Annotated in this window: 12 protein-coding genes and 1 riboswitch; of the genes, 6 read left to right on the plus strand and 6 right to left on the minus strand. The window is 62.2% G+C overall.

Annotated features, from left to right (window positions below):
• The first annotated feature begins 136 nt into the window (after positions 1 to 136).
• Together msbA and hldE are read left to right on the plus strand one after the other, a co-directional pair.
• Positions 137 to 1,942 carry a lipid A export permease/ATP-binding protein MsbA gene (msbA, locus tag V6607_RS02585; protein ID WP_003209481.1) on the plus strand — a complete coding sequence of 602 codons (1,806 nt, stop codon included), beginning with the start codon at positions 137 to 139 and terminating at the stop codon, positions 1,940 to 1,942.
• A 154-nt stretch (positions 1,943 to 2,096) separates the two neighbouring features.
• Positions 2,097 to 3,518, plus strand: a complete 1,422-nt coding sequence (gene hldE, locus V6607_RS02590; RefSeq protein ID WP_003209486.1) for a bifunctional D-glycero-beta-D-manno-heptose-7-phosphate kinase/D-glycero-beta-D-manno-heptose 1-phosphate adenylyltransferase HldE — start codon at positions 2,097 to 2,099, stop codon at positions 3,516 to 3,518.
• A 133-nt stretch (positions 3,519 to 3,651) separates the two neighbouring features.
• Here the strand turns inward: hldE and V6607_RS02595 are convergent, their stop codons facing one another.
• The 4 genes from V6607_RS02595 to V6607_RS02610 all read right to left on the minus strand — a co-directional run bounded on the left by V6607_RS02595 (position 3,652) and on the right by V6607_RS02610 (position 7,135).
• Entirely contained in the window at positions 3,652 to 4,620 is a 969-nt protein-coding gene (locus V6607_RS02595) for a hypothetical protein (protein WP_008439131.1), read from the minus strand.
• Positions 4,621 to 4,661: 41 nt separating this feature from the next.
• On the minus strand, positions 4,662 to 5,474 hold the full coding sequence (locus V6607_RS02600; protein ID WP_003209490.1) for an aldo/keto reductase: 813 nt from the start codon (positions 5,472 to 5,474) through the stop codon (positions 4,662 to 4,664).
• Entirely contained in the window at positions 5,471 to 6,646 is a 1,176-nt protein-coding gene (locus tag V6607_RS02605) for an FAD-dependent oxidoreductase (protein WP_003209491.1), read from the minus strand. The genes V6607_RS02600 and V6607_RS02605 overlap by 4 nt, the downstream gene beginning before the upstream one ends.
• Before the next feature lie 153 nt (positions 6,647 to 6,799).
• Positions 6,800 to 7,135: a multidrug efflux SMR transporter gene (locus V6607_RS02610; protein ID WP_003209492.1), complete on the minus strand. Its 336-nt coding sequence runs from the start codon at positions 7,133 to 7,135 to the stop codon at positions 6,800 to 6,802.
• Positions 7,136 to 7,238: 103 nt separating this feature from the next.
• Here V6607_RS02610 and V6607_RS02615 point away from each other — a divergent pair, with 103 nt between their 5' ends.
• Together V6607_RS02615 and waaA are read left to right on the plus strand one after the other, a co-directional pair.
• Positions 7,239 to 8,129 carry a LysR family transcriptional regulator gene (locus V6607_RS02615; RefSeq protein WP_008439125.1) on the plus strand — a complete coding sequence of 297 codons (891 nt, stop codon included), beginning with the start codon at positions 7,239 to 7,241 and terminating at the stop codon, positions 8,127 to 8,129.
• Between the two features lie 23 nt (positions 8,130 to 8,152).
• Entirely contained in the window at positions 8,153 to 9,430 is a 1,278-nt protein-coding gene (waaA, locus tag V6607_RS02620; protein ID WP_102367970.1) for a lipid IV(A) 3-deoxy-D-manno-octulosonic acid transferase, read from the plus strand.
• Between the two features lie 122 nt (positions 9,431 to 9,552).
• Here the strand turns inward: waaA and V6607_RS02625 are convergent, their stop codons facing one another.
• Entirely contained in the window at positions 9,553 to 10,992 is a 1,440-nt protein-coding gene (locus V6607_RS02625) for a TolC family outer membrane protein (protein ID WP_102604279.1), read from the minus strand.
• Between the two features lie 196 nt (positions 10,993 to 11,188).
• A riboswitch (TPP riboswitch) is annotated at positions 11,189 to 11,294 on the plus strand.
• 145 nt (positions 11,295 to 11,439) lie between these two features.
• Here V6607_RS02625 and thiC point away from each other — a divergent pair.
• Positions 11,440 to 13,344: a phosphomethylpyrimidine synthase ThiC gene (gene thiC / locus V6607_RS02630; RefSeq protein ID WP_008439122.1), complete on the plus strand. Its 1,905-nt coding sequence runs from the start codon at positions 11,440 to 11,442 to the stop codon at positions 13,342 to 13,344.
• 136 nt (positions 13,345 to 13,480) lie between these two features.
• Positions 13,481 to 14,770 carry a putative hydroxymethylpyrimidine transporter CytX gene (gene cytX / locus V6607_RS02635; RefSeq protein WP_087692489.1) on the plus strand — a complete coding sequence of 430 codons (1,290 nt, stop codon included), beginning with the start codon at positions 13,481 to 13,483 and terminating at the stop codon, positions 14,768 to 14,770.
• On the opposite strand, the gene V6607_RS02640 is transcribed toward cytX, so the two are convergent.
• Positions 14,739 to 15,485 carry an RsiV family protein gene (locus tag V6607_RS02640; protein ID WP_087692488.1) on the minus strand — a complete coding sequence of 249 codons (747 nt, stop codon included), beginning with the start codon at positions 15,483 to 15,485 and terminating at the stop codon, positions 14,739 to 14,741. The genes cytX and V6607_RS02640 overlap by 32 nt on opposite strands.
• Positions 15,486 to 15,569: the final 84 nt, after the last annotated feature.

The raw sequence follows: 15,569 nt of genomic DNA on the forward strand, positions 1-15,569 counted from the left end.
AGAAAGCCAACCATACTAAAGTAGTGGCTATACAATGTCGCCCGTTGGATCCAACGGGGCCGCGGTTGTGCCGCGTGCAAGTACAACAGAGAAGCTGTGCTAAAGTCAGCCTCCTTTTTCAAAACCGCCGCGTGATATGACCGACTCCAGTCCGAGCGCAAGCCCTTCGAGCTTGAAAATATACTTCCGCCTGCTCAGCTACGTTAAGCCCTATGCCGGCTTGTTCGCGCTGAGTATCGTCGGCTTTCTGATTTTCGCTTCGACCCAGCCGATGCTGGGCTACATCCTCAAGTACTTTGTCGATGGCCTGTCCAACCCTGAAGCGGTGTTGTTCCCCACGGTGCCTTTCCTGCGTGACCTGCAACTGCTGCAGGCCGTGCCGTTGCTGATCATCCTGATCGCCGCGTGGCAGGGCCTCGGTTCGTTCCTGGGCAACTACCTGCTGGCCAAGGTTTCCCTGGGCCTGGTCCACGACCTGCGGGTGCAGTTGTTCAACAACCTGCTGACCCTGCCGAACCGCTATTTCGACAATCACAACTCCGGGCACCTGATCTCCCGCATCACCTTCAACGTGACCATGGTCACCGGTGCTGCGACCGATGCCATCAAGGTGGTGATTCGCGAAGGCATGACGGTGATCTTCCTGTTCGCCTCGCTGCTGTTCATGAACTGGCGGCTGACCCTGGTGATGATCGCCATCCTGCCGTTGATTGCCGTGATGGTCAGCACCGCAAGCAAGAAATTCCGCAAGCAGAGCAAGAAGATCCAGGTTGCGATGGGTGACGTCACCCACGTTGCCTCGGAAACCATCCAGGGCTACCGCGTGGTGCGCAGCTTCGGCGGTGAGGTGTATGAGCAGAAGCGCTTCCTCAAGGCGAGCCTGAGCAACACCAACAAGCAACTGCGCATGACCCGCACCGGCGCGATCTATACGCCGGCGCTGCAACTGGTGATCTACAGCGCCATGGCAGTGTTGATGTTCCTGGTCCTGTACCTTCGCGGTGATGCGTCGGCGGGTGACATGGTGGCCTACATCACGTTGGCCGGCCTGTTGCCCAAGCCAATCCGCCAGCTGTCCGAAGTCAGCTCGACCATCCAGAAAGGCGTGGCCGGTGCCGAAAGTATTTTCGAGCAGTTGGACGAAGACGTGGAAATCGATCGCGGCACCATCGAGCGCGACAAGGTCAGCGGCCGCCTGGAAGTGCGCAACCTGAACTTCACCTACCCGGGCACCGAGCGTCATGTGCTCAAGGACATCACTTTTACCGCAGAGCCCGGGCAGATGGTTGCCCTGGTGGGGCGTTCGGGTAGCGGCAAGTCGACACTGGCCAGCCTGATCCCGCGTTTCTACCACCATGAGAGCGGTGAGATCCTGCTCGACGGCGTGGAAATCGAAGACTATCGCCTGCTCAACCTGCGTCGGCACATCGCCCAGGTGACCCAGCACGTGACCCTGTTCAGCGACACGGTGACCAACAACATCGCCTACGGTGACCTGGCCGGCGCACCGCGGGCCGATGTCGAGGCGGCAGCGGCCGATGCCTATGCCAAGGACTTCATCGACCAGTTGCCCAAGGGCTTCGACACCCAGGTCGGCGAAAACGGCGTGCTGCTGTCCGGCGGCCAGCGCCAGCGCCTGGCAATCGCCCGGGCCTTGCTCAAGAACGCGCCATTGCTGATCCTCGACGAGGCCACCTCGGCGCTGGACACCGAATCGGAGCGCCATATCCAGGCCGCCCTGGACAAGGTCATGCAAGGCCGCACGACCCTGGTGATCGCTCACCGCCTGTCGACCATCGAGAAAGCCGACCTGATCCTGGTGATGGACGATGGCCGGATAGTCGAGCGCGGTACCCACGGCGAATTGCTGGCGCAAAACGGTTACTACGCCCGGCTGCATGCCATGGGCCTGGACGCGCCGATCCCGGCCGACATCACCTGATCTGCAGGAGCCGGCTTGTCGGCGATGGCCACCGCGGTTGCACTGAAAAACCGCGGTGGCCGCATCGCCGGCAAGCCGGCTCCTACATTGCACAAGCCTTTGACAACCCTGTGGTAATATCGCGCCCCTGTTCATTTTGTATGTGGGTTGCTCCATGAAGTTGTCCATGCCGCGATTCGATCAAGCCCCTGTCTTGGTGGTCGGCGATGTCATGCTCGACCGTTACTGGCATGGCGGTACCTCACGGATTTCCCCTGAGGCACCGGTACCGGTAGTCAAGGTCGAGCAAATCGAAGACCGTCCAGGTGGCGCTGCCAACGTTGCCCTCAATATTGCCGCCCTCGGCGCCCCGGCGTCCCTCGTGGGTGTGACCGGCGACGACGAGGCTGCCGACAGCCTGGCCAACAGCCTGAAGGGTGCGGGTGTGCGTGCGCTGTTCCAGCGCATTCCCCACCAGCCGACCATCGTCAAGCTGCGGGTGATGAGCCGGCACCAGCAATTGCTGCGTATCGATTTTGAAGAACCCTTCGCCACCGACGCCCTGGTGCTCAGCGCCCAGGTCGACGAGATGCTCGAAGGCATCAAGGTGCTGGTGCTGTCCGACTACGGGAAAGGCGCCTTGAAAAACCATCAGGTACTGATCCAGGCCGCCAAGGCCCGGGGCATTCCGGTGCTGGCAGATCCCAAGGGCAAGGACTTCTCGATTTATCGGGGCGCCAGCCTGATCACGCCGAACCTCAGCGAATTTGAAACCATCGTCGGCGGTTGTGTCGATGAGCACGAGCTGGTGACCAAGGGCGCCCAACTCATGGCCGACCTCGACCTGGGTGCCTTGCTGGTGACCCGTGGCGAACACGGCATGACCTTGCTGCGTCCTGATCACCCGGCCATGCACCTGCCGGCGCGGGCCCGTGAAGTGTTCGACGTGACCGGTGCCGGTGATACCGTGATTTCCACCCTGGCCGCGGCAATTGCGGCGGGCGAGGAACTTCCCCATGCGGTGGCCCTGGCCAACCTGGCAGCAGGTATCGTGGTCGGCAAGCTCGGTACGGCGGCCATCAGTGCACCTGAGCTGCGCCGCGCCATCCAGCGATCCGAAGGCTCGGAGCGCGGCGTGTTGAGCCTTGAGCAACTGTTGCTGGCGATTGACGATGCCCGTGCCCATAACGAGAGCATTGTCTTCACCAACGGTTGCTTCGACATCCTCCACGCCGGTCACGTGACCTACCTGGAGCAGGCGCGGGCCCAGGGCGATCGCTTGATCGTGGCAGTCAACGATGATGCGTCGGTCAGCCGCCTCAAGGGGCCAGGCCGGCCGATCAACAGTGTCGACCGTCGCATGGCGGTGCTGGCAGGTTTGGGTGCGGTGGACTGGGTGATCAGCTTTGCCGAGGCGACCCCGGAAAACCTGCTGGCCCAGGTCAAGCCGGACGTGCTGGTCAAGGGCGGTGATTATTCCGTCGACCAGGTGGTGGGTGCCGATATCGTCAGTGCCTACGGTGGCAAGGTCAAAGTGCTGGGGTTGGTGGAAAACAGCTCGACCACGGCGATTGTCGAGAAGATCCGCAATAACTGATGGTGGGAGCGGGCTTGTGTGGGAGCGGGCTTGCTCGCGAAAGCGGTGGGTCAGCTGGCTGATGCAGTGACTGATACACCGCCTTCGCGAGCAAGCCCGCTCCCACATTTGACTGCCGCGACCTGACGTCCGGTTACCGGTTGGCTTTTTTCTTCGGCACGATCTTGCGCAAGATCTGCCGCGCCTTACCCGTCAAGCGCTTCAGCTTCGACTCTTTCTCGGGTGCACTCAGCCCCTGCTGGCGCAGCCAGTCCTTCCAGCGGATCCGCTCATCCCGCACGATCCAGCCTTCCTGCTGGGCAAAGCTTTCAGCCAGATACAACCCTCGCGTACTCGCCGGATACAGCTGATCCTTCTTCAAGGTATACAGCTCCGCACACGGCTGCCCGTCCTTCAGCGGCATCAGGTACAGGTCCGGGCGCTGGCGGTCCAGGCGGGCCACCAATTGGTCGCCCTCCAGGCGCTCGTCCACATGAAACAGGCTCAGGGACTTCGCCTCCTTGGGCACTTCCAGGCGCAAGTCATAAATCAACTGCAGCGAAGCCGTGGGCAGGTGCACGTAGGCGCGTGGCCGTTCAATCAATTGCATGGTGGCGCAGCGCACCGGGCGCGCGGCCCCGGACAGCGGTGAGAGACGAAACGGCAACGCTTCGCGGTAGTGCAGGGCTGACGAGTAGGGCGCCGGCAGCCAGGTGTCATTGAAGCGCCCGCCCAGCCAGCCTTCCGGGGTTTCCAGCAGGCATTCCTCGGCGATTTCCTGGATGGCGGTGTGCAGTGGCAGGTTCAGTTCGTGGGCCGGCACATAGCCGGAGATCAGCTTGAGCACGACGTCGCCACGGTCTTGTCGGCGCTGGCGCACCAGCACCCAGTAATCGCGGTTCTGCCAGTGCAGCGTCAGGCGCACCGAGACCCCAAGGTTGGCCAGCTCCAGCACGAAACGCTCGGTGTCTTTCACCTCCACCGGCTTGCGCCGTTGCAGGGTCTGGGCGAAGTTGAGCGGCATGCCGACGCTCTGGTAGCTCAAGCCTTCGGGGGTTGCTTCGACGTGCAGCGGCAGTGTCTTGAAGTTGCTGGGGTTCTTTCTTATGAGCGTTCGCGGCATGTCGGCTCCTTCTTGCGTCGGGGTCGGCCGCGTCGGCGGCATCAGAGTTGGCGAATGACCTTGGCAGCGGTCGCCACGTTGTGGGCGAGGTGCAGCGGATTAATGGTCCCGACAATAGCACTGGCAACGCCAGTTTGCGCAAACAACAGCATGAAACTGGCGTGAATTGGATCCACTCCGGATTCCAGGCAGACATGGCCACTGGCTAGTGCCTTTTTCACCAGGATGCCCTTGCCGTGTGCGGCGGCATAATCAATGACGGCTTTCTCGGCCTGTTCGTTCAAATTGTAGGTGACCATGGCGCAATCACCTTGTTCCAGAGCCTTTACACCGCCCTCGACGGTTTTGCCGGAGAAGCCGAAACCACGGATCTTGCCCTCGCGCTTGAGGTCTTCCAGGGTCTGGTAAACCTCGCAATCATTGAGGATATGCAGGTCGTTGCCGTCGGAGTGCACCAGCACCAGATCGATAAAATCCGTTTCCAGTCGTTTCAGGCTGCGCTCCACCGAAAGCCGGGTGTGGGCTGCGCTGAAGTCGTGATGGGATACGCCTTCGGCAAATTCTTCGCCCACCTTGCTGACAATTACCCATTCCTGGCGCTGGCCGCGCAACAGCGGGCCCAGGCGTTCTTCGCTGCGGCCATAGGCGGGCGCAGTGTCGATCAGGTTGATGCCCAATTGCCGGGCCTGGCGTAACAGCATCCGCGCCGCATCGTCATCGGGAATCTGGAAGCCACTGGGGTATTTCACCCCTTGGTCGCGGCCCAGCTTGACGGTGCCCAGGCCCAGCGGCGAGACCAGCAGGCCGGTGCTGCCCAGCGGGCGGTGGAGGTCGTGCAGAGTCGGCAGGGTCATGGCAGCAGTTGCTCCCAGGCAGGTTGGGCGATGGCGGGTTTCGGCAGCTCGGGCAGTTTTTCGGTAGTTCCGGGCTTGATGCCGTCACGTTCCAGTGCGTTGATCACTCGATCGGCGAAATCCGGTGCCAATGCCAGCTTGGTCGGCCAGCCCACCAACAGGCGATCCTGTTCGGCGAGGAACGCGTTGTCCGGGCGGGTCAGGCCTGACTGCAATGGTTCGGCGCGGTCGACGCGCAAGGTGGCCCATTGGGTCTGGCTCATGTCGATCCAGGGCAGCAACTGCCCCAGCTCTTTTTGGGCGGTGGCGATCTGTTGCTCCGGGGTACGTGCCACACCTTCGGCTTCGGCGATATCGCCGCCCAGGTACCACACCCAATTGCCGTCGGCGGCGGGATGCGTGGTCACGGTGATGCGCGGCTTGGTGCCGCCCCCCAGGCAGTGGGCGTACAGCGGCTTCAGGCCGGGGCCCTTGGCGATGATCATGTGCAGCGGTCGGCGTTGCATGGCGGGCTGGCTCAGGCCCAGGGCGCCGAGCAGGTCAGCGGTGCCGCCGCCGGCGCTGATGACGATACGCTGGGCGCGGATCTCACGGCCATCGACCTTCAGGCCGACCAGTGTGCCTTGTTCCAGCAAGGGTTCGATCTGTTTGCCCGCGAGCAAACCGTCGCCGGCCAATTGCGCCAGGCGTTCGATAAGGCTTGGGACGTCGATCACCAGTTCGGCCAGGCGATAGACCTTGCCCTTGAAGCGGCGATCTTGCAGGGCCGGTGGCAGGTCATCGCCCTTCACTTGATCCACGCGGCCACGCACGGCCTTGCTCGCGAAGAAACTGGTGAGGTTGCCGGCGATGGTGCCCGGCGACCACAAATAGTGGGCTTCGGACAGCAGGCGCACACCGGAGAGATCCAGTTCACCGTTGCCCGCCAGGGCTTCGCGCCAGCGGCGGGGCATGTCGGCGATGGCTTCGGAGGCACCGGTCAGGGCGCCGTGCAGTGCATATTTGGCGCCGCCGTGGATGATCCCCTGGGACTTCACGCTTTGCCCGCCACCGAGGGTGGCGCTTTCCACCAATACCGTGGAAAAGCCCTGGCGTCGCAGGCGCGCATTGAGCCAGAGGCCGGCAACCCCGGCGCCGACAATCAGAACGTCGGTGGAAATAACGGATGGCATGCAGCGACCTCAGTGTTCAAGACAGGCTGCGCAGTATACAGGCTCATGAAGTGAATCTTCGCCCCAACGCTCCCGGATGACAGACGCACCGCGGGAGCTGTCGAGTGGAACGAGGCTGCGAGTTTCGGCCTCAATTGAATCTCACGTGAACGCTCAGTGCCCGGCCGTTTTCGAGAACAACTGAATCACCACCACGCCCAGCACAATCAGGCCCATGCCCAGCATCGCCGGGATATCCAGTTTCTGCCCGTAGATAAACAGCGCGGCGATGCTGACCATCACGATGCCCATCCCGGCCCACACTGCATACGCGACACCCACCGGCACGGTGCGCACCACCAGCGTGAGCATCCAGAAGGCCACGCCGTAGCCGACGATCACCAGCAACAACGGGATTGGCGTGCTGAAACCCTTGATCGCTTTCATGGAAACGGTGGCGATCACTTCCGAGCAGATGGCAATGGCCAGGTAATAGTAGGCGGCGTTCATGGGGTAAATCCTCGGTACAGGGTCGCTTGATAAGGTTGGCATTTTAGAGACTTGTCAGATGCGGTAAAGTCATTACCTATTTGAATTGAAGATGGGTTGAGCCATGAGCGTGCAGTGGAGTCTTGAGCAAATGCGCCTGTTTGTCAGCGTCGCCGAGCAGCGTTCATTTTCGGCGGTGGCGCGGGACCAGCGTCGGGCGCAATCGGCGGTCAGCAATGGGATTGCCCTGTTGGAGGCGGACCTGGGCGTATCCCTGTTTGACCGCAGCAGCGGCCGCCAGCCCCGTTTGACCGAGGCGGGCACGGCACTGCTCGAGGAGGCGCGGGAAGTCTTGCGCCAGTGCGAGCGCCTGAATGGCCGTGCCTTGTCATTGATGCGCGGTGAGGAGGCGCGCCTGCGCCTGGCCCAGGATGAAGCCATGCTCTATCAGCCGGTGCTCGATAGCCTCGAAGCGCTGGCGGGAAAATTTCCCAGCCTGGAAGTGCAGTTGTCCAGCGCCGCCCAAGGCGATGTCGCGCGCAAGCTGGTGGAGCGCAAGGCGGATCTGGGCCTGCTGTTCTATCACGATCAGATCCCCGAAGCGTTGGAGCGCCGCGTGCTGGGCAGTGTGGAGATGGTGACCGTGTGCGGTATCGGGCATCCCATGGCTAAGGAACAGTTCGTGGATTGCCAGCGCCTGGCGCAGTTTCGCCAATTGCTGATGGCGACCCAGACCAGTGTGTATCCCGGCAGCGAGGCCGCCAGCCCGCAAGTGTGGCGGGCTGACAGTTTCTACGTGCTGGCCGAATGGCTTGCGCGCGGCCTGGGTTGGGCCTGGTTGCCGCGGCATGTGGTGCAGTATCCGGCCTATCAGAACCAGATGGTCGAACTGAACAGCGAATGGACCCCGCCGGCGCTGGTGGTGGAGCTGGTCTGGCGCCGCGACGAGCCCCTCGGCCCGGCCGCGCGTTTCCTCGCCGAACGTTTTGCCGAGTGCTTGCAGGCGATCGACTGAAAAAGCCGATAAACTCCGCCGCCATGAATAGAACTCTCTACAGCTGTCTGTTTTACCTGGCGCTGCCGTTGGTGGCTTTACGTCTGTGGCTGCGGGCCCGCAAAGCGCCGGCTTACGCGAAGCGCGTGGGAGAACGCTTCTCCTGGGGCTTGCCGGTGATGCAACCCGGCGGGATCTGGGTGCATGCGGTGTCGGTGGGCGAAAGCATCGCCGCTGCGCCGATGATTCGCGGGCTGCTGGAACGTTATCCACAGCTGCCGATCACCGTCACCTGCATGACGCCCACCGGTTCCGAGCGCATCCAGGCGTTGTTCGCCAACGAGCCGCGCATCCAGCACTGCTACCTGCCGTACGATTTGCCCTGTGCGGCCAAGCGTTTTCTCGATCGCGTGCAGCCGAAACTGGCGGTGATCATGGAGACCGAACTGTGGCCCAACCATATTCACCAGTGCGCCAAACGCGGGATTCCCGTGGCATTGGCCAACGCGCGGCTGTCGGCTCGCTCGGCCAAGGGCTACGGGCGTTTCGCCAGGCTGACCGCGCCGATGCTGGCGGAAATGAGCCTGTTCGCCGTCCAGACCGAAACCGAGGCCGAGCGTTTTCGCAGCCTGGGTGCACGGCCCGAGACTGTCGAAGTCACCGGCTCGATCAAGTTCGACCTGGCCATCGACCCGCAACTGCTGGCGCTCGCCGCCGCGTTGCGTGAACAGTGGCACGCCAGTGAACGCCCGGTGTGGATCGCCGCCAGCACCCACGAAGGCGAAGACGAAGTGGTGCTCGCCGCCCATCGCCAGTTGCTTGCCAGTTATCCCAATGCGTTGCTGATCCTGGTGCCGCGCCATCAGGAGCGCTTCAACCCGATGTTCGAGCTGTGCCAGCAGCAGGGTTTCGCCACGGTGCGTCGCTCCAGCGGCGAGGCGGTGACGGCGCAAACCTCGGTGTTGCTGGGCGACACCATGGGCGAGTTGCTGTTTCTGTATGCCCTGGCCGACAGCGCTTTTGTCGGCGGTAGCCTGGTTGCCACGGGCGGGCATAACCCGTTGGAGCCGGCGGCCTTGGCCAAGCCGGTGATCTGCGGGCCCCACGTGTTCAACTTCCTGGAAATCAGCGCAATGATGCGCGACGCCGGCGCGTTGCAGGAAGTGGACGATGCCGAGGGTTTGGCGGTGGCGGTGCAGCGTTTGTTCGAGCTGCCGCAGGACGCGCAGAAGATGGGGCAGGCGGGGCTGGCGGTGATGCGCGCCAATCAGGGGGCATTGAAGCGTTTGCTGGACGGATTGGGCAGACTGCTTAACGTCTAACAACACAAATCAAATGTGGGAGCGGGCTTGCTCGCGAATGCGCAGTGTCAGTCAGCGAATAAGTCGACTGATACACCGCTTTCGCGAGCAAGCCCGCTCCCACATTGGGTTAACGGGCAGTCTTAGTAACCCGGGTTAGCCTTCAGCTGCGCCGCGGCGGCCTTGGCCAGGTCCGGCGGCAGGAAGTCCTTGTCCGGGTTGTAGTCGGCCTTCAGGTAACGCGCCAGATCCTGCAAGTCCCCCGGGTTCAACGTGCCCGCCGCCTGCTTCAAGCGCAGGTTGTCGAGGATGTAGTCGTAGCGGCTGTTGTTGTAGTTGCGCACCGAGGTGTACAGCTGGCGCTGGGCGTCCAGCACATCGACGATATTGCGCGTGCCCACCTGGTAACCGATTTCCGTGGCTTCCACCGCGCTTTGGTTGGAGATGATCGACTGGCGGCGCGCCTGTACCTGCTCCACATCGGTGTTCACCGCGCGGTGCAGGTTGCGGGTGTTTTCCACCACCTGGCGACGCAGGCCCTCGCGTTGCTGCTCGGTCTGGCCCAGGCGGGAATAGGATTCGCGCACTTGCGAGCTGGTCAGGCCGCCGCTGTATAGCGGGATGCTCAACTGCAAGCCTACGGTGCGTTGCGACACGTCACCGTGATACGGCTGGCCAAAGGCGCTCGGGTTGCTGAAGCCCAGGGCGTCGTTGTCACCTTTTTCATATTGCGCCACGGCATCCAGGGTCGGTGCGTGGCCGGCCTTGCGTTGCTTGAGGGTTTCTTCGGCGGCGGTGACCGCGTAGTTGCTGGCCAGCAGGTTCAGGTTCTGGCGGCCGGCGGTTTCGACCCAGGCCTTGGCGTCGTTCGGCGCCGGTGGCAGCACCGGCAGCGTGTGGACGATGCCCTGGATCGAGTTGTACTGGCGGTTGGTCAGGGTGATCAGCGCTTCGAAGGCGTCGTCCACCTGGCGCTGGGCCAGGATGCGATTGGCCCGTGCGGTGTCGTAGCTGGCCTGGGATTGCAGCACGTCGGTCTTGTCCGACAGGCCGACGTCAAAGCGTTCGTTGGACTGGTCCAGTTGGCGTTTGAACGCGGCTTCTTCGGCCTTGGTGGACGCCAGGTTGTCCTGGGCCCGCAGCACGGCGAAGTAGTTTTCGGCGCTTTGCAGGATCAGGTTCTGTTCGGTGGCCGAGAGTTGCAGCGCGGCCTGCTCGTTGACAGCTTCAGCGGCTTGCAGCTGGAACCAGCGATCAGCGCGGAACAGCGGCTGGCTCAAGGTCGCGCGCCAGGAATGGGCGTCGCGGTTGACCGTGGCGGCGGGCTGGTCCAGCTGGGTGCGCACATTGTTGATGTCGGCACCGGCCGACAGGTTCGGCAGCAACCCGGCGCGGGCCTGGGGCACCACTTCTTTCTGCGCGCCGTATTGGGCGCGGGCGGCGGCCAGGTCGGCGTTGTTGTCCACCGCTTCCTGGTAGACGCTGACCAGGTCGGTTTTGGTCGTCAGGGGCGCTTCAGCTGCCCAGACCAGTCCGTTGGTCGCACAAGACACGGCAAGAGCCAGTGAAAGTTTGCGCAGCATGAGGCGATCCCTAGAATAAATATTACAGCGATAATTTGGAGCCCAAGGCTAAGGCGGCCCATTCCTGGCGTCAAGACCTCAGGCAGTCACCGAGTGTAGTGGCGCTATCACGGCACAACAATCCTGTAATTACGCCATTCATCACGATGAATGCACCGCCGTTGGCAATTTGCCTGCTCCATGGTCTAGACTGGCCGCGTTCTTGTCGGGGTGCCTTGTTGGAAGGCTGAGATCGGTAAATACCGGATCCCGTTGAACCTGATCAGGTTAGCGCCTGCGTAGGGAACAAGATTTCTCGTCACCCGGCGAGTCCTCTTGTGCTTCGTCCGGGATGTTGTTCGACAATCGAACAGCCCGTGCGCCAAGCACAGCACTGTCACAGTGCGTCCATCCGTCACAGGTTCACTCCGACAAAAATCCACCGCCTGGATAGTTGGAGAGCCCGTGATGAGCATCGAATTAAAAAGCCAAAAATCAAAAAACACCGTGCACTTGAGTGAATCGGCCAAGGTCGACTCCGGTTCCGTGCAGCCGTTTACCCGCTCGCAAAAAATCTACGTCCAGGGCACCCGTCCGGATATCCGCGTGCCGATGCGTGAAGTCAGTCTCGACGTGACCCCCACCGACTTCGGCGGCGAAATCAATGCGCCCGTAGTGGTCTACGACACCTCAGGCCCCTACACCGACCCGAACGTGATCATCGACGTGCGCAAAGGCCTGGGCGATGTGCGCTCGCCGTGGATCGAATCCCGCGGCGACACTGAGCGCCTGTCGGGCTTGAGCTCGCACTTCGGTCAGCAGCGCCTGAGCGATGCCGAGCTGACCGCGCTGCGTTTTGCCCACGTGAAAAACCCGCGCCGTGCCAAGGCCGGGGCCAACGTCACCCAGATGCACTACGCCCGCAAAGGCATCATCACCGCCGAGATGGAATACGTCGCCATCCGCGAAAACATGAAGCTGGAAGAGGCCCGCGCCGCCGGCCTGCTGGACCAGCAACACGCCGGCCACAGCTTCGGTGCCAGCGTGCCGAAAATCATCACCCCGGAATTTGTGCGCGAAGAAATCGCCCGTGGCCGCGCGATCATCCCGGCCAACATCAACCACACCGAACTGGAACCGATGATCATCGGCCGTAACTTCCTGGTGAAGATCAACGGCAACATCGGCAACAGCGCCCTGGGTTCGTCCATCGAAGAAGAGGTGGCGAAACTGACGTGGGGCATTCGCTGGGGTTCGGACACGGTGATGGACCTGTCCACCGGCAAGCACATCCATGAAACCCGCGAGTGGATCATCCGCAACTCGCCGGTGCCGATCGGTACCGTGCCGATCTACCAGGCCCTGGAAAAAGTCGGCGGCGCCGCTGAAGACCTGACCTGGGAGCTGTTCCGCGACACCCTGATCGAACAGGCCGAGCAGGGCGTCGACTACTTCACCATCCACGCCGGCGTATTGCTGCGCTATGTACCGCTGACCGCCAAGCGCGTCACCGGCATCGTGTCCCGTGGTGGTTCGATCATGGCCAAGTGGTGCCTGGCGCACCACAAAGAGAACTTCACCTACACCCATTTCGACGAAATCTGCGAAATCATGAAGGCCTACGACGTCAGCTTCTCCCTGGGAGACGGCCTGCGCCCGGGCTCGATTGCCGACGCCAACGACGCCGCGCAATTCGGCGAGCTGGAAACCCTCGGCGAGTTGACCAAGATTGCCTGGAAGCACGACGTGCAAACCATGATCGAAGGCCCCGGCCACGTGCCGATGCAGTTGATCAAGGAGAACATGGACAAGCAGCTGGAGTGCTGCGACGAAGCGCCGTTCTACACCCTCGGTCCGCTGACCACCGACATCGCCCCGGGTTATGACCACATCACTTCGGGCATCGGGGCGGCGATGATCGGCTGGTTCGGTTGCGCGATGCTCTGCTACGTCACGCCGAAGGAGCATTTGGGCCTGCCGAACAAGGACGATGTGAAGACCGGGATCATCACCTACAAGATCGCGGCCCATGCGGCGGACTTGGCCAAGGGGCATCCGGGGGCGCAGATTCGTGACAACGCGTTGAGCAAGGCGCGCTTTGAATTCCGTTGGGAGGACCAGTTCAACCTGGGCCTGGACCCGGACACGGCGCGTTCTTACCACGATGAAACCTTGCCGAAGGACTCGGCCAAGGTCGCGCATTTCTGCTCGATGTGCGGGCCGAAATTCTGCTCGATGAAGATCACCCAGGAAGTGCGTGAGTACGCGGCCAACCAGCGCATTGAAGCGGTGGATGTGGACGTGGCCAAGGGACTGGCGGAGCAGGCGGAGCGGTTCAAGCAGGAAGGTAGTCAGCTGTACAAAAAGGTCTGAACCCGATGATCGTTCCCACGCTCCGCGTGGGAATGCATCCCGTGACGCTCCGCGTCACAAAAGCGGACGCAGAGCGTCCAAAGCGGCATTCCCACGCAGAGCGTGGGAACGATCATGTCCCTCTGAGATAGCACCCTTGAGCATTCAACCCAGCACCTATTCCCCAGACATCGCAGTCCCCTTGGACAAACGCGTCTTCGGCGCCCGCGATCTCTTCTCCTTGTGGTTCTCCCTGGGCATCGGCCTGATGGTCCTGCAAACCGGTGCACTGTTGGCGCCGGGCCTGGGCCTCTCCGGTTCCTTACTGGCAATTTTCCTCGGCACTTTGGTCGGCGTGCTGTTGCTGGCCGCCGTCGGCGTGATCGGCAGCGATACCGGCCTGTCATCCATGGCCGCCCTGAAACTCAGCCTCGGCACCAAGGGCGCAAGCCTGCCGGCGCTGCTGAACCTGCTGCAGCTGATCGGCTGGGGCTCATTCGAAATCATCGTGATGCGCGACGCCGCCAGCCTGTTGGGCGCCCGCGCGTTCAGCGAAGGCAGCCTGCTGACCAGCCCATTGTTCTGGACCCTGGTATTCGGCGCCCTCGCGACCTTGCTTGCCGTCAGCGGTCCGCTGACTTTTGTGCGGCAGATCCTGCGCAAGTGGGGCATCTGGCTGCTGCTGGCCGCCTGCCTTTGGCTGACCTGGAACCTGTTCGCCAAAGCCGACCTGGCCGCACTCTGGGCCCAGGCTGGTGACGGTTCGATGCCGTTTGCCGTTGGCTTCGATATCGCGATTGCCATGCCGCTGTCCTGGCTGCCACTGATTGCCGACTACTCACGTTTCGGCAAACGCGCGAAAAACGTGTTCGGCGGCACGGCACTGGGTTTCTTCATCGGTAACTTCTGGCTGATGAGCCTTGGCGTGGCCTACACCCTGGCGTTTGCGCCGAGCGGTGAAGTGAATGCGTTGCTGCTGGCATTGGCCGGAGCCGGCCTGGGGATTCCTCTGCTGCTGATCCTGTTGGATGAATCAGAAAACGCGTTCGCCGATATTCACTCGGCGGCGGTGTCCAGCGGGATTCTGTTGCGCTTGAAAGTCGAGCACCTGGCATTGGCCATTGGCGTTATCTGCACGCTGATCGCCTGCTTTGCACCGTTGGCGCAGTACCAGAACTTCCTGCTGCTGATCGGCTCGGTGTTCGCGCCGCTGTTCGGCGTGGTGCTGGTGGATCACTTCATCCTGCGCCGTCGTGGCCATGGTGTTGCCGCCAACCTGCGCTGGCCGGCACTGCTGGCGTGGCTTGGAGGGATCAGCACCTATCACCTGTTGGCGAATCTGTACCCGGATGTCGGTGCGACCCTGCCGGCGCTGGTGCTGGCAGGGCTGTTGCACTTCATCCTGGGCCGGGCCTTCAGTGGCGTGCGGGCACCAGCTCAGGCTTGATCACGCCGGTGAGGCGCGCATAGGGGATGGTCATTTCGATCAGCCCCAATGCGTACGGCGCGATGGTGGTCACGTTGTACTTGAGCACCACGCCATTGCTGGTCAGCGCCACATTCGGGGTTTTCTGGAACGGCCAGTTCTTCACGAACTCCGGGTCGCGGTCCATCTGCGAGTTGATCAGCCAGTTGTTGTGGGCGACTTTCGCGGTCTTCCAGAATGCATCTTCCTGGCCCGGCAACAGCATGTCGGTCAGGCTCAGCTCTTTGTGCAGCAGGCGTGAATAGTTGATGAAGCCGCGGCCCGGCTCGCCGTGGGCGGTGCCGGTGTCCAGGTAGCTGGACACTTCGATGATCACCAGTCCGTCATGCTGCTCACGTACCTTGGCCTGCAAGTACATGCTGTTGCGGTCCGGGGACTCACGCAAGAACTTGTCGCGGTAGGCGTTCAGGGTGGCGGGCATGGCCTGGCCAGGTGAAGTGCGGGCCATCTGCAGCAGGCGCTGTTCGATGATCTGGTCCAGTTGCGGCTCGGACGGGAAGTGCACGGTATCGATATTTACCAGCGGGCAATCCGGACTGCTGCAGCCGGGTTTGATCTGCTCGGAGGCGTCGGCGGTGGTGTCCAGCGGCTTCAGATAGGCCGGTTGGAACAGGCTCTGGCAAGCACCCAGGGTCAAGGCGATACAGGCCACGGAGGCGATTTTTAAAAGCGACATGTGTGTCCTTCATAAATCGAGGAAAGGTGAAAATGTGGAGCTTCGACTCCCGACAAGGCAGTCAGTTCGCCACTAAGCTGATTA

Origin of the sequence: Pseudomonas sp. KK18 (assembly GCF_037094675.1) — a bacterium.
Classification (GTDB): Bacteria; Pseudomonadota; Gammaproteobacteria; order Pseudomonadales; family Pseudomonadaceae; genus Aquipseudomonas.

What these genes read in the sequence shown, in the direction of transcription:
- waaA (WP_102367970.1), top strand. Translation starts at nt 8,153, where the DNA reads ATGAATAGAACTCTCTACAGCTGTCTGTTTTACCTGGCGCTGCCGTTG.
- V6607_RS02605 (WP_003209491.1), bottom strand. Translation starts at nt 6,646, where the DNA reads ATGCCATCCGTTATTTCCACCGACGTTCTGATTGTCGGCGCCGGGGTT.
- V6607_RS02595 (WP_008439131.1), bottom strand. Translation starts at nt 4,620, where the DNA reads ATGCCGCGAACGCTCATAAGAAAGAACCCCAGCAACTTCAAGACACTG.
- V6607_RS02640 (WP_087692488.1), bottom strand. Translation starts at nt 15,485, where the DNA reads ATGTCGCTTTTAAAAATCGCCTCCGTGGCCTGTATCGCCTTGACCCTG.
- hldE (WP_003209486.1), top strand. Translation starts at nt 2,097, where the DNA reads ATGAAGTTGTCCATGCCGCGATTCGATCAAGCCCCTGTCTTGGTGGTC.
- thiC (WP_008439122.1), top strand. Translation starts at nt 11,440, where the DNA reads ATGAGCATCGAATTAAAAAGCCAAAAATCAAAAAACACCGTGCACTTG.
- V6607_RS02615 (WP_008439125.1), top strand. Translation starts at nt 7,239, where the DNA reads ATGAGCGTGCAGTGGAGTCTTGAGCAAATGCGCCTGTTTGTCAGCGTC.
- V6607_RS02600 (WP_003209490.1), bottom strand. Translation starts at nt 5,474, where the DNA reads ATGACCCTGCCGACTCTGCACGACCTCCACCGCCCGCTGGGCAGCACC.
- V6607_RS02610 (WP_003209492.1), bottom strand. Translation starts at nt 7,135, where the DNA reads ATGAACGCCGCCTACTATTACCTGGCCATTGCCATCTGCTCGGAAGTG.
- V6607_RS02625 (WP_102604279.1), bottom strand. Translation starts at nt 10,992, where the DNA reads ATGCTGCGCAAACTTTCACTGGCTCTTGCCGTGTCTTGTGCGACCAAC.
- msbA (WP_003209481.1), top strand. Translation starts at nt 137, where the DNA reads ATGACCGACTCCAGTCCGAGCGCAAGCCCTTCGAGCTTGAAAATATAC.